A 13,431-nucleotide genomic window follows, 5' to 3' on the forward strand; every position below is an offset into this window, starting at 1 on the left:
TCCCCCGTCGACGGGTCGTCGCCGTTTCTACACGCGCTCGCGCACCCTCTTCAGCAGCAGCGCCCCGTCCTCCCCCGCGAACCACCGCGTATGCCCCACGAAGTACTCGTACGCCAGCGCCGTGTTCTCCGCGGACCGGGTCACCCCGTGGAAATAGCCCATCTCGGAGAGCGCGAACTCGGCGTGCACGAGGGGCAGCAGTTCGGGCAGGGCGGCCGACTCGACCGCGCTGAGCGGGCGTACCGACGTGTAGCCGTCGAGGAGTGCATCCACGTCCTCGAAGCGGACCGGGCGGGACGGGTCCAGCCACTGCACCGTGTTGCGCTCGATGGCGGTGGCCAGGTCGTGGACGGCGGTCGTGCGGTCGCTGAGGCCGAAGTCGAGGACGGTGGACACCTCGCCGGACGCCGTGTCCCACAGCAGGTTCGAGGCGTGCCAGTCGTTGTGGGTCCAGAGCGGGGCGAGACGGCTGAGGTAGGGCAACAGGCGCTCGTAGAAGGGGAGATGGACCTCGCGCAGGTCGTCCCGCCAGGGGCGGCGCGCCAACGCGGCGGCGAGCGCCGGGCGCCCGGCCGCGTAGGCCTCCAGGGCGGCCTCGGGGTCGACCGCCGCGAACACGGTGAAGGAGGAGACCAGGTGCTGCGTGCGGCGGCGTGGGGCCTCGAACCCCTCTGCGGCCAGGTGCAGTTGGGCCAGTGCGGCACCGGCGGCACGGGCATGACGTACGGAGACGAAGGGCGACCAGGACAGCGCGTCCCGGTACAGGTCCGTCCCGGTCCCGGCCGAGTGGACCTCGTACACCCACTCCCCGCGCGCCTCGGCGCCCAGCACCTCGACGACCGGCGCGCCCCGCTCGCGCAGGTAGCGCAGGAAGGCGTGTTCCTCGGCCAGGCCTTCGAGGGTGCGTACGTCGCGGTGGTGGCGTTTCACGAACAGCCGCCGTCCGCCACGGTCGACGAGGGCGGCTGCGGACAGCGGGCGCGGGCTGCGCCACAGCACCCGCGCGGGGCCGACGACGGCCTCGACCTCGGCGTCGGTGAGCGGCGGCCAGTCGGGGGCGACGGGGTCGGTGCCCATGCCGTGGGCCAGCAGGCCGCTCATCCGGTCACCACCTTGTCCTGCTCAATCTTGTTCGGCCGGCCGCTCAGCGCGTCGAACAGGTGCCGCTCGGTCGCCGCGAACTCCGGTTCGGTCAGGGCCTCCAGGCCGCGCGGGCCCGAGCGTGGCACCTCGACACGCTCGACGACAGTAGCCGGGCGTGGCGAGAGGACGTGCACGGTGTCGGCGAGCAGGACGGCCTCGCGGATGTCGTGGGTGACGAGGACGACGGTCCAGCGGTAGCGCTGCCACATGTCGGCCAGCCACAGCTGCATCTCGGTGCGGGTGAGGGAGTCGAGCGCGCCGAACGGCTCGTCGAGCAGCAGTACGGGGCGCTCCAGGACGACGGTGCGCAGCAGGGCCGCGCGCTGGCGCATGCCGCCGCTGAGCTGGAAGGGGTAGGAGGACTGGAAGCCGTCGAGTCCGAAGGCCTCGAAGAGCTCGCCCGCCCGGCGCCGCGCCTCCTTCTTCCGTACGCCCTGGGCCTCCAGGCCGAGCGCGGTGTTGTCGAGCACCGTGCGCCAGGGGAACAGCAGGTCCTTCTGGGGCATGTACGCGACCTTGCCGGAGGCCACGGACGCGGGGGCGCCGTCGATGAGGATCTCGCCCGAAGTGGGCGTGTCCAGGCCGGAGATCAGGTTGAACAGGGTGCTCTTGCCGCTGCCGCTCGGGCCGATGACGGCTGCGAACTCGCCTGGTTCCACGGTGAGTTCGAGGTCGCGCAGCACTTCGAGTGGCCCGAACGCCTTTCCGGCACTTTGTACTTGGAGACCTCCTCGTACTTGGAGACTCATGTCCGGCCTTCCTTCAGCAGCGTCCGTTCCCAGGGCAGGACGAGCCGTTGCAGCAGATAGGTCGCCCGGAACAGGGCGATGCTCAGCAGGGCGGTGACCACGACCGCCGCGAAGACGAGGTCCGTGCGGAACGCGCTCTTCTGTGCCTGCATGTAGATGCCGAGGCCCTTCTCGGCGCCCGCGTACTCGGCGAAGACGGCGCCCACGACGGCGTAGGTGATGCTGACGCGCAGCCCGGTGAAGAAGTGCGGCAGCGCGCTCGGGACGCGGACGAGCCGGAAGGCGCGCCAGCGGCCGGTGCCGAGCGAGCGCAGCAGGCGCATGGCGTCGCGGTCGGTGGACGCGAAGCCCGCCGCCAGGTTGGCGGCGAGCGGGAAGAACGTCGTCAGGGTCACGACCAGCATCTTCGGCAGCAGCCCGAAGCCGAACCAGATGATCAGCAGGGGCGCCACGGCGACGATCGGGATGGTCTGCGAGGCGACCAGGAGTGGGTACAGGCCCCGGCGGGCCGCGGCCGAGAAGTCCAGGATCACGGCGACCAGCCAGGCGGCGGCGAAGGAGAGCGCGAAGCCGAGCAGGGTCTCCTGGAGGGTGGGCAGGGTCTGGTCCCACAGGTCGGTGCGGTTGGCCCAGCCCTGGTTCAGTACGCGGTCGGGGCTGGGCAGCACCGTCGGGTCGACGCCGGCGGCGGTGACGTACGTCTGCCAGCCGCCGACCACGACGGCGAGGACGAGGAGGGGTGGCCAGACGGCACGCAGTGCCGCTCTCACCGGGCGGCCGGGAGATAGTCGTTGGTGAAGAACTCCGAGGCGTCGGGGGCCTTGGTGAGCTTCTTGCCGTTCGCGTCGGTCAGCAGGCCGGACTTGAAGTCGAAGTCGGCGAAGTCCTGCCAGCGCTCGGCGCTCTGGGTGCCGATGGTGCCGTCCTTGGCCCGGTAGTACTCCTTGGCGAGCAACTGCTCGCTCTCCTTGACCAGTTGGGTGTTGGTGAGCGTGCTCTTGTTGGCCGCGATGAGCAGGTCGGCGGCCTGGTCCGGGCTATCGGCGGCGTACTCGTAGCCCTTGTCGACCGCGGCGAGGAACTTCTTGGCGATCTCCGGGTTGTCCTTCAGGTACTGGCCGGAGGAGGCGATGAGGGTCGAGTAGATCGCCGGGACTCCGTAGTCGGCGAGCGCGAAGTACTTGAGCGGCTTGCCCGTCTCCTTGGCCTCCAGGCCCTCCCAGGTCGGCATCGGCATCGCGAAGTCGGCCTTGCCCGCGTAAAGGGCCGCGTACGCCGAGGTGTTGAGCGTGATCTGCTTGAAGTCGCCCTTGCCGCCGTCCGCCTGGATGACCTTCTGGAGCAGGGCCTTCTCGTAGGGGGCGCCGAACCCCGCGTACGTCTTGCCGTCCAGGTCCTTGGGGGACGTGATGTCGTCGCGGTCGGCGCGTACGGAGACCGTGACGTTCGTCTTCTGGGTGACGGCGTACACCGACTTGATGTCCTGGCCCGCGGCGCGCGCGGTGGTGACGCCCTCCTGGTAGGAGATGCCGAAGTCCGCCTTGTGGTTGGCGACCAGCGTCTCGGGCGCGGTCGTGCCGTACGGCACGATCTTCAGGTCGATGCCGGCGTCCTTGAACCAGCCCTTCTGCTGGGCGACGTAGATCCCGGTGTGGTTGGTGTTGGGGGTCCAGTCCAGGGCGAGGGTGACCGTGGTGGTGCCGTCCTCGGCGGCGGCGGACGTGGAGTCGCCCGAGGCGCAGCCGGTCAGGGCGAGGGCGGCGGTGGTGGATATGGCGAGCAGGGCGGACGTACGGCGTCTCATGGGGATCCTCGAAGGGGGCGGCGCGGCGATGACGGGGACGTGGCGGTGTTGCTCACGCCCGACACAGCGCGCTGCTGACCCGCATCAGGTCCACGGCCATACGCCTCGTCAGATCCCTTGCCTGGCAGGTCACTTGGCGGCCGCCGGGGCATGGGCTTCGAGCAGGTCGTTGGTGTACGAGGACGCCCAGTCGCGGGCGTGCGCGATGGCGCCGTGCCGGGCGAGCCAGTCGGCGTACGGGCCCATGCGGGTCTCGTCGATCACGCCCCACCGGTCGTCGGCGCCGGTCCAGGTCGGGGCGACCAGGGCGAGGGAGCGGGCGATCAGGGGGCGGGAGAAGTAGGGGATCACGCGCTCCAACAGGGCGCGGGTGCGGTCCTGTTCGGCCGCCGCGGCCGCGTAGCCGCGGGCGGTGGCGGACAGGAAAGCGCGCACCAGGTCCGGGCGGGCTTCGGCGAAGGCTTCGCTCGTGCCGAGGAGGTAGCTGTGGTATCGGGGGGCGCCGATCTCGTCGACCGGCCAGGTCAGCCGATCGGTCTCGGGCAGGTCGCCGCGGAGGGCGTCCCAGGACCAGTAGTTGCCGAAGGTGGCGTCGGCTTCGCCGGCCGCTATGTCGTCGACGGTGAGTTCGCGGTAGCCGGCGTCGACGGTGATCACGGTGTCCGGGTCGCCGCCGTCGGCTGCGACGAGGTGGCGGACCATGGCGCGGCCGCGGGGAGTCGGGTTGTAGGCGAGGCGGCGGCCGGAGAGGTCGCGGGGGCGGGTGATCCCGGTCGAGCGGGCGGTCTGGATCGCTTCCAGGGCACGGTGGTTGACGGCGGCGACGCCGAGCAGTGGTGAGCCGTCAGCGGCGCGGCGGGCGAGGAGGCGGTTCGGCGGGAAGATGCCGAAGTCCACCTCGCCGCGGGTCAGGTACTCCAGGGTGTCACCGCGTCCCGGATCCTGGACGGCGAGTTCCACGTCGAGGCCGGCCTCGCGGTACCAGCCGCGGTCCCGGGCGACGTACAGACCGGCGGAATTCGGCCAGGGGTGGAAGTAGTCGAGCATGACTCGGACGTGCGACATCGGCAGACAACTCCGCGGACGGCAGGGCGGCACTCGGGAGTGCGGGCCTGGTGGGGAAAGAAGGAGGGGAGGGGGAGACCGCGTGGGTCAACAACAGGAGCGGGCCGCCGCGGCGGGCGCCGGGGGACACTGCTGCTCGACTGCTGAGGACATGCGGTACTCCTACGCGGGGCACGGAGGCCGTCGTCCGATCCGACCGGGATCGGGCAGTGGTCTCCGAGGCTCAAGTGGTGCGGTCGGCGTTCCCATGGGGATCGTCGCCGGACAACGCCGACTCGGATCCCAGACGCCCTCTCAGCCCAACCGGGTAGGGGCTCCCGCGTAGATGGCCGAAACCATAACCCCCGGCATCCATGCCTGCGCAAGCGTGATCCACCATGTGGGACCGATCTGCCCAGCCAGCGAGATGTCCCAGCTCAGGCGTGCTCCGCACATGCCCTCGGGTTAGCATCCCCGCCATGACCGACGCCCCGCTTTCCGGACTCCCGCTGCCCGGACTCCCTCTCCCCGGACCGCTGCTTCCCGGACCGCTGGTCGACGACGCCTGGCTCGCGGCCCGTCTCGACGACCCCCGGCTGGTCGTCCTCGACGCCACCGCGCTGCTTCCGTCGCCGGGCCACGACGGGGATTACAGCTCCGGCAGCGGCCACGCCCAGTGGGCCGAGCGGCACATCCCGGGCTCCCGCCACGCGGACCTCACGGGCGAGCTCTCGGACCACGAGGCGCCGTACCACTTCGCGGTTCCCGCACCGGAGGCGCTGGCCGCCGCGCTGCAACGGCTCGGTGTGCGGGACGGCAGCGAGGTCGTCGCGTACGACAGCGGGGGCGGCATCTGGGCGGCCCGGCTGTGGTGGATGCTGCGGGCGATCTCCGTGCCGGCGGCGGTACTCGACGGAGGTCTGCAGGCCTGGGAGGCGGCCGGACGGCCGGTCCTCGGCGAGCAGGAGGAGCCCGCTCCGGCAGCGGCGGGACCTCTCACGCCCGTCCCCCTCCCCCACGCCTGGGCCGCTCTCCCCGACGTCGACGCCGTCCTGCGCGGCGAGCGGCCCGGCACCCTCGTCTGCGCGCTTCCGGAGTCCGGGTTCGACGGCAGCGCGCCGACCCGGTACTCGCGGCGCGGGCACATCCCCGGCAGCCTGAACCTGCCCGGGCGGGGGCTGCTCGACGAGGCGGGACGGTTCCTGCCGCGCGCCGAACTCGCCGCGCGCGTCGGGGCGGTGCTCGACGACGCCGCCTCCCCCGTCGTCCTGTACTGCGGCGGCGGAATCTCGGCGGCCGGCGCCGCCCTCGCGCTGACACTGCTCGGCCGGGACGACGTCACGCTGTACGACGGCTCCCTGGAGGAGTGGTCGGCCGACCCCGCGCGGCCCCTCGTACAACAGGGCTGACCTGGGAGGACACCGTGGTGTCGGTGGCGTGTAGGCGGCTGTAGGCGAGCTGTAGGTGGTTTGTCGGTGGCGGCTGGCACCTTGATGGTCATGACGCGAATCGACAACAACCCCACAGGCGGCAGGGCCGCCGTCAGCGTACGGGGGCTGGTCAAGCACTACGGCGAGACCAAGGCGCTGGACGGTGTGGACCTGGACGTGCACGAGGGCACCGTCCGCGGTGTGCTCGGGCCCAACGGCGCCGGCAAGACCACCCTCGTCCGCATCCTGTCCACCCTCATCACCCCCGACTCCGGTCGGGCGACGGTCGCCGGTTACGACGTGCTGAAGCAGCCCCGGCAGCTGCGCCGCGTGATAGGGCTCACCGGCCAGTACGCCGCGGTCGACGAGAAGCTCTCCGGCTGGGAGAACCTCTACATGATCGGGCGGCTGCTCGATCTGCCCCGCAAGGACGCCCGCAGGCGTGCCGACGAGCTGCTCGAGCGCTTCTCGCTCACCGAGGCCGCCAAGCGCCCGGCGGCGACGTACTCCGGTGGTATGCGCCGCCGCCTCGACCTCGCCGCATCCATGATCGGCAGCCCTGCCGTGCTGTACCTGGACGAGCCGACGACCGGCCTCGACCCGCGCACCCGCAACGAGGTGTGGCTGGAGGTCAAGCGGATGGTCGCCGACGGCGCCACCGTGCTGCTCACCACCCAGTACATGGAGGAGGCCGAGCAACTGGCCTCCGAGCTGACGGTCATCGACCACGGCAAGGTCATCGCCAGCGGCCGGGTCGACGAGCTGAAGGCGAAGGTCGGCGGCCGTACGCTGCGGGTCCGCCCGGTGGACCCGCTGGAGCTGCGCCCGCTGGCCGGGATGCTCGACGAGCTGGGCCTCACCGGCCTCGCCACCTCCGCCGTGGACATCGAGAGCGGCACCGTCCTGGTCCCGATCCTCAGCGACGAGCAGCTCACCGCCGTGGTCGGCGCGGTCACCGCGCGCGGCATCACCATCGCCTCGATCAGCACCGAACTGCCCAGTCTGGACGAGGTGTTCCTGTCCCTCACCGGCCACAAGGCCAGTGCCCCGCAGGACAGCACCCCGGCCCGCGCCTACGAGGAGGTCTCCGCATGAGTACCGCCGTCATCGATGCCCCCCTCGCCGTGAAGGACGAGGCCCGCATCACCCCGCGCGCGCACGCGCGGCACATCGGCGCCCTGGTCCGCCGCAACCTGCTGTGGATCCGTCAGGACCCGGAGTCGATGTTCGACGCCATCCTGATGCCGGTCGTCTTCACCCTGCTCTTCGTGTACGTCTTCGGCGGCTCCATCGGTCAGTCGCTGGGCGGCGGCCAGGACCAGTACGTGCAGTACGTGGTGCCCGGTCTGATGGCTATGACCTGCATGAACATCGCGATGGCCGTCGGCACCGGCTTCAACGAGGACTTCCAGAAGGGGGTGATGGACCGCTTCCGCACCCTGCCGATCGGCCAGGGCTCCGTGCTCTTCGCCAAGATCGTGGTCGAGCTGATGCGGATGCTCGTCGCGACGGCGATCCTCATGGTCGTCGGCGTACTCGTGGGCTTCGACATCACGAACTGGCCGGGCCTGTTCGCCTCCGTGGGGCTCTCCGCCCTCTTCGGCTCGTCCCTGATGTGGATCTTCCTGGTCCTCGGTGTGACGATGAAGAACGCCCAGTCCGTGCAGGCCATGGGCTTCCTGGTCCTGATGCCCCTGCAGTTCGGGTCGTCCATCTTCTCCCCGACGCAGACGATGCCCGGCTGGCTGCAGAACTTCACCGACTACAACCCGCTGTCCTCGCTCGCGGACACCACGCGCGGTCTGATGGTGGGCGGCCCGGTCACGCACGACCTGTGGGTGACCCTCGGCTGGACGGCGGTGCTCACGCTGGTGATGGCGCCGATCGCCATCCACAAGTTCCGTACCAAGAGCTGACGTTGGGCAGTCGGAGCGAGGGCCCGGTCCGGTCCGCGTCAGATGAGGGCGGCGGCCTCCTCCATGGAGAGCCCGCCGCCTTCGGCGTACGCGGCCTCGTACGCCGCGTCGTCGAGCAGGGCCCGCAGGCCGGCCTCCGCCCTGGTGCGCATCTCGTCCTCGGCCGGGGCCGCGAAGTGGCCCGGCGGCAGGAAGTGGTCGGCGGCGCCCAGGAGTCGGGCCGCGTCGCGGGCGCGGTCTGCGCCGTACAGGCCGGTGAGGGCGATGACGGCGGTGGTCAGGTGTGCGGAGATCAGGTTCGGCGCGACCATCCGCGACAGCGGGTCCACGGACCGCTCCAGGGCCAGCCGCGCCTTGTCCCGGGCTTCCGCGTACCGTCCGTCGATCGCGTCCAGCCAGGCTTCGATGCCGATCACGTACCCGTCGAAGATGACGAACGAGCTGGCCGCGAACTCATCACGGAGCAGGCGTAGTTGCTCACGTCCCTCGTCGATCCGGCCGGTGCGGCCGAGCCACATGGTGAGGAAGAGCCGGCCCGCGGGCATGGCCTCGTTGACGGCTCCCTGGCCCTGCGCCAGCACCTCGCGCAGCATCCGCTCGCCCCGCTCGGGCTCGCCCAGCTCGATGAACATGCTGCCGAGGCGGACGCTCAGCACCGCCTCCTGGGAGCGGGCGCCGAGCCGTTCGGCGTACGCCTTCGCCTCCGCGTAGTCCGCGGCGGCAGGCCCGTACTCGCCCTTGCGCTCACGGGCCTCACCGCGCGCCGAGAGTGCCTCGGCGGCACCCCAGGCATCGCCGATGCGGCCGAAGATCTCCAGCGCCTGGTCGGCGTCACGGGCCGCGTCGCCCGCCCAGTCGGCGCGGTTGGCGAGGACGTTGGCGCGCATCTGGAGGGCGACGGCGAGTTCCCATTCGAGGCCGAGCTCCTGGCACGCGGTGATGGTCACGTCGATGACGGAGCGCATCCGGTCCATGTCACCGGTGAGCAGGACGGCGTAGAACCAGAGGCTGCCGGGGCTTCGGCAGGTCTGCGGGAGGCCAGGCCGGTAGGTCTCGGCGATGATGCGCAGCCTTTCCTGGCCGTCCGGGGACTGCCAGGTGGCCAAGTCCATGTCCATACCGGCGAGATGGACGAGGTGCACGCCCCGCCGTGCCTCTTCCAGGACCTCGGGGCGCAGCGGCGGCGGATCGGCCGTGCAGCTCTCGTACAGCGGGGCGGCCTGGCGCACGGGCGGTGCGAACGGGTCGGGGAAGAGGGCCATGACCTCGGCGGACCAGGTGCGGGCCTCGATGCGCTGGTCGCGCATCTGCCAGTACCAGTTCAGCGACAGGACCAGGCAGATGGCCTCTTGCTCGTCGCGTTCGGCCACGGAGTGCCGCAGGGCGGTGCGCAGGTTCTCGTACTCGCGTTCAAGGAGCGCGATCGCCGCGGCCTGGCCGTGTCCGCGCAGCACGGGGTCGGTGGTGCGGGCGAGTTCGCGGTAGTAGGTGAGGTGGGCGCGCTCGGCGGGCGGGCGGTCGCCGGACTCGTCGAGGCGCTCGCCCGCGTACTCGGCGACGGTTTCCAGGAGCCGGTAGCGCATCCCTCCGTCGGCCGAAGGGGCGGCCACGACAAGGGACTTGTCGACAAGGGAACCCAGCGACTCCAGTGCGGCGGGTCCGCAGACCGCCTCGGCGGCGGCGAGATCGCAGCCGCCCGCGAACACGGACAGCCGCCGCAGTACGTCGCGTTCGTCCTCGTCGAGCAGATCCCAGGACCAGTCCACGACGGCGCGCAGCGTCTGCTGCCGCGGCAGCACCGTGCGGGCACCCGAGGTCAGCAGGCGGAACCGGTCGTCGAGGCGGTCGGCGATCTGCCGCGGGGTGAGCATCCGCAGCCGGGCCGCGGCGAGTTCGATGGCGAGCGGCAGTCCGTCCAGGCGCAGGCAGATCTCGGCGGCGGCCGCAGCGGTCTCGTCATCGGCGTCGATCCGGAATCCCGGCCTGGCCGCCGCCCCGCGGTCGGCGAGCAGCCGCAGCGCGACGGGTTCGGGCAGCGGCTCCACGGGGCGCAGCAACTCCCCCGGTACGCCGAGGGGTTCACGGCTGGTGGCGAGCACCGTCAGTCCGGGGCAGCGCTCGAGGAGCTCCTCGACGAGGTGTGCGGCGGCGTCCACGACGTGCTCGCAGTTGTCGAGGATGAGCAGCATGCGGCGCTTGGCGCAGTGCTCGGCGAGCCGGTTGAGGGGGTCGTCGTGGCGCTCGGAGACGGCCCGCATCTCCTCGGCGCCGGCGCCGCGCAGCACGGTCTCGCGGGCGCCGACGGCGGTGAGCACGGCCTCGGGGACGGCCTTCGGGTCGTCCACCGGAGCGAGTTCGGCGAGCCACACCCCGTCCCGCGCCGCGTCGGCCACGGTCTCCGCCGCCTCCTGCGACAGCCTGGTCTTCCCCGCCCCGCCGGGCCCGAGCAGCGTCACGAGCCGTGCCGCCGCGAGATCGCCCCGGATGGTGTCGATGTCGGCCTCGCGGCCGACGAAGGAGGTGAGACGGGCGCGGAGGTTGCCGGGGCGGGCGGGTTGCGAGGTGGGGGTGCTCGTGTGCGCCGGGTCCAGCAACTGGGCGTGCAGGGCGCGCAGTTCGGGGCCCGGGTCCGAGCCGAGGCGGTCGGCCAGGAGCTGTCGTACGGACTCGTACGCGGCCAGGGCCTCCGCCGGGCGGCCCACGTCGCGCAGGGCGCGCAGGCGCAGGGCCTGGAGGGGCTCGTCGAGGGGGTGGCTGTCGCAGAGGGCGGTGAGTTCGGGCAGTGACCGTTCGGCGTCGCCGAGGGCGAGGGCCGCGGTGAAGCGGGCGCGGCGGGCGTCGAGGCGGCGGGTCTCCCAGCGGGCCGACTCGGCGGTGCGGTCCGGGAGGTCGGCGAGGGCCGGGCCGTGCCACAGCCCGAGGGCGTCGTCGAGGACGACGGCCGCCTTCGCGGGGTCGCCGTCGGCCAGCGCGCGGGCTCCCTCACCGGCCAGCCGTTCGAACCGGTGCAGGTCGATGTCGTCCGCGCCCGCGGTGAGCCGGTAGCCGCCGTCCACCGAGTCCACCGCGCCCGCGCCGAGCGCCCTGCGCAGCCGCCCGACCAGCGCCTGCACCGCCGCGGATGCGTCCGCGGGCGGCTCCCCGTCCCACACCTCGTCGACCAGGACGGACACCGGCACGGTCCGCCCGGGCCGCAGCGCAAGCACAGTCAGCAGGGCACGCAGCCGCGCCCCGCCGACCGGGACGGGCGTGCCGTCGGGGCGGAGTGCCTGGGTGGTGCCGAGGATGCGGTAGCGCACGGGGTCCATTGTCTCCGGTGGCGTCAGGGGCGGGGATCGGGCACAGGGGTTTCGACCAGGAGGCCGGCCTGGTCATGGCACCGGACGGCCCGGTCCTTCGTACGGGAACACCTGCCAGGGCCCCATCCCCCCACCCTCCCCGGAACCAATGGACGATCGCGAGACGTTTTCCGAACGCGCCCGGTACGGTCGGGCAGGCCGAGCTCATGCGTATCAGTCCAGGGAGCCCCATGACCACCGCAGCGACCCGCCGCAGTGACCGGAGGATCAGCCCCGTCTTCATCGGGATCGTGGCTGTGACGGCGGTGACCGGCTGGGCGACCTGGACCGGGTTCGCCGAGCAGCCCGGACTGGCCGCGTTCCTGTTCGTGACGGCCGCGTGGATCGTCTCGCTCTGTCTGCACGAGTACGCGCACGCGCGCACCGCCCTGCACAGCGGGGACATCTCGATCGGGGCGAAGGGCTATCTGACGCTCAACCCGCTCGCCTATACGCACGCACTGCTCAGCATCGTGCTGCCCGTCATCTTCGTGATCATGGGCGGGATCGGTCTGCCGGGCGGTGCGGTCTTCATCGAGCGGAGCCGGATCAAGGGTCGCTGGAGGCACAGTCTGATCTCGGCGGCGGGCCCGTTGACCAACGTCCTGTTCGCGATCGTCTGCACGGCCCCGTTCTGGCTGGACGCCCTGGACGGGGTGCCGGGCCCGTTCCGCTACGCGCTGGCGTTCCTCGCGCTGCTCCAGGTCACGGCGGCGATCCTGAACTTCCTGCCGGTGCCGGGCCTGGACGGCTACGGCGTGATCGAGCCCTGGCTGTCGCACAACATCCGCCGCCAGGTGGAGCCGTTCGCGCCGTTCGGCCTGCTCGCCGTGTTCGGGGTGCTGTTCATCCCGCAGGTGAACGCCGCGTTCTTCGACGCTATCTACTGGATCCTGGGCGGCCTGGGCATCGACGACGTCGATCGCTACTGCGGCCAGAACCTGTACCGCTTCTGGGGCGACGTCAACGAGTACTGCACCGTCGACCGGTGAGCCGTCAGCTCGTGAACCGTCAGCTCGTGACGGATCCGGAGTCGCCACGCGTCCTGCCGCGCCGGGCGTAGTACCACGTCATGTTCGACGACAGTCCGGCCATCAGCACCCACACGATCCCCAGCAGGCTGCCCTGGACGAAGGAGACCACGGCCGCGGCGACGGAGAGCAGACAGACGGCGAGGGCGTAGACGGCGAGGCGGGGCATGGGACATCGGCTCCTGTCGGGGGGACACTGCTTGCCACCAGTGTCCCCCACGCGGCTCAGACGTCCGTCACCCGCAGGCCCGCGTGGGCCTTGTAGCGCCGGTTCACCGAGATCAGGTTGGCGACCAGGGACTCGACCTGGTGGGCGTTGCGCAGCCGCCCGGAGAAGACGCCGCGCATGCCGGGGATGCGTCCGGCGAGCGCCTGCACGATCTCCACGTCGGCCCGCTCCTCGCCGAGGACCATCACGTCGGTGTCGATCTCCGCGATCTCCGGGTCCTGGAGGAGCACGGCGGAGAGGTGGTGGAAGGCCGCGGCGACCCGCGAGTCCGGCAGCAGGGCGGCGGCCTGCTCGGCGGCGCTGCCCTCCTCCGGCTTCAGCGCGTACGCGCCCTTCTTGTCGAAGCCGAGCGGGTTGACGCAGTCGACGACGAGCTTGCCGGCCAGCTCCTCGCGCAGGGACTCCAGCGTCTTGCCATGCCCCTCCCACGGCACCGCGACGATCACGATGTCGCTGCGCCGCGCGCACTCGGCGTTGTCGGCACCCTCCACGCCGTACCCGAGCTCCTCGGCGGCGCTCTGCGCGCGGTCCGCGGCCCGGGACCCGATGATCACCTTCTGGCCGGCCTTGGCGAGCCGGTAGGCGAGGCCCTTGCCCTGGGGACCGGTGCCGCCGAGTACGCCGACGACGAGCCCGGACACGTCGGGGAGGTCCCAGGGGTCCTTGGCGGGGGCCTTCTGAGCGGCGTTCGGTACGGCGTTCGGTGCGCTGTCAGTAGAGGTCATGGGCCGACTTTACGTGCGCCGG

General features: G+C 71.7%; 12 protein-coding genes. 4 read left to right on the plus strand and 8 right to left on the minus strand.

Annotation, left to right across the window (positions count from 1 at the left end; translation table 11 throughout):
• Positions 1-27 precede the first annotated feature (27 nt).
• The 5 genes from OG219_RS14150 to OG219_RS14170 form a co-directional block, all read right to left on the minus strand.
• The gene (locus OG219_RS14150; RefSeq protein ID WP_266826452.1) at positions 28-1,101 is read right to left on the minus strand and encodes a phosphotransferase enzyme family protein; all 1,074 of its coding nucleotides are present in this window, start codon (positions 1,099-1,101) and stop codon (positions 28-30) included.
• Positions 1,098-1,892 (minus strand): ABC transporter ATP-binding protein, encoded by a 795-nt coding sequence (locus OG219_RS14155; RefSeq protein ID WP_266826454.1) that lies wholly within the window; start codon positions 1,890-1,892, stop codon positions 1,098-1,100. The genes OG219_RS14150 and OG219_RS14155 overlap by 4 nt, the downstream gene beginning before the upstream one ends.
• Positions 1,889-2,662 carry an ABC transporter permease gene (locus tag OG219_RS14160; RefSeq protein ID WP_266826456.1) on the minus strand — a complete coding sequence of 258 codons (774 nt, stop codon included), beginning with the start codon at positions 2,660-2,662 and terminating at the stop codon, positions 1,889-1,891. The genes OG219_RS14155 and OG219_RS14160 overlap by 4 nt, the downstream gene beginning before the upstream one ends.
• Positions 2,659-3,696: an ABC transporter substrate-binding protein gene (locus OG219_RS14165; RefSeq protein WP_266826458.1), complete on the minus strand. Its 1,038-nt coding sequence runs from the start codon at positions 3,694-3,696 to the stop codon at positions 2,659-2,661. The genes OG219_RS14160 and OG219_RS14165 overlap by 4 nt, the downstream gene beginning before the upstream one ends.
• 129 nt (positions 3,697-3,825) lie before the next feature.
• Complete coding sequence (locus OG219_RS14170; protein ID WP_266826459.1) at positions 3,826-4,761, minus strand: ABC transporter substrate-binding protein; 936 nt, start codon at positions 4,759-4,761, stop codon at positions 3,826-3,828.
• Positions 4,762-5,219: 458 nt separating this feature from the next.
• Here OG219_RS14170 and OG219_RS14175 point away from each other — a divergent pair, with 458 nt between their 5' ends.
• The 3 genes from OG219_RS14175 (at position 5,220) to OG219_RS14185 (ending at position 8,086) form a co-directional block, all read left to right on the plus strand.
• Complete coding sequence (locus OG219_RS14175; protein ID WP_266826461.1) at positions 5,220-6,149, plus strand: sulfurtransferase; 930 nt, start codon at positions 5,220-5,222, stop codon at positions 6,147-6,149.
• A gap of 90 nt (positions 6,150-6,239) precedes the next feature.
• Positions 6,240-7,265, plus strand: a complete 1,026-nt coding sequence (locus OG219_RS14180; RefSeq protein WP_266826463.1) for an ATP-binding cassette domain-containing protein — start codon at positions 6,240-6,242, stop codon at positions 7,263-7,265.
• Positions 7,262-8,086 carry an ABC transporter permease gene (locus OG219_RS14185; RefSeq protein ID WP_266826466.1) on the plus strand — a complete coding sequence of 275 codons (825 nt, stop codon included), beginning with the start codon at positions 7,262-7,264 and terminating at the stop codon, positions 8,084-8,086. The genes OG219_RS14180 and OG219_RS14185 overlap by 4 nt, the downstream gene beginning before the upstream one ends.
• A 38-nt stretch (positions 8,087-8,124) precedes the next feature.
• Here the strand turns inward: OG219_RS14185 and OG219_RS14190 are convergent, their stop codons facing one another.
• Positions 8,125-11,394: a BTAD domain-containing putative transcriptional regulator gene (locus OG219_RS14190; protein WP_266826468.1), complete on the minus strand. Its 3,270-nt coding sequence runs from the start codon at positions 11,392-11,394 to the stop codon at positions 8,125-8,127.
• A gap of 221 nt (positions 11,395-11,615) precedes the next feature.
• Here OG219_RS14190 and OG219_RS14195 point away from each other — a divergent pair, with 221 nt between their 5' ends.
• Positions 11,616-12,416 (plus strand): site-2 protease family protein, encoded by an 801-nt coding sequence (locus OG219_RS14195; RefSeq protein ID WP_266826470.1) that lies wholly within the window; start codon positions 11,616-11,618, stop codon positions 12,414-12,416.
• Between the two features lie 19 nt (positions 12,417-12,435).
• Here OG219_RS14195 and OG219_RS14200 read toward each other — a convergent pair whose 3' ends face one another.
• Both OG219_RS14200 and npdG read right to left on the minus strand, forming a co-directional pair.
• The gene (locus OG219_RS14200; protein ID WP_266826472.1) at positions 12,436-12,624 is read right to left on the minus strand and encodes a hypothetical protein; all 189 of its coding nucleotides are present in this window, start codon (positions 12,622-12,624) and stop codon (positions 12,436-12,438) included.
• A 56-nt stretch (positions 12,625-12,680) separates the two neighbouring features.
• Positions 12,681-13,409, minus strand: coding sequence for an NADPH-dependent F420 reductase (gene npdG, locus OG219_RS14205; protein WP_266826474.1), 729 nt, complete (start codon positions 13,407-13,409; stop codon positions 12,681-12,683).
• Between the last annotated feature and the right edge of the window lie 22 nt (positions 13,410-13,431).

It is taken from the genome of Streptomyces sp. NBC_00038 (assembly GCF_026343635.1).
Taxonomy (GTDB): Bacteria; Actinomycetota; Actinomycetes; order Streptomycetales; family Streptomycetaceae; genus Streptomyces.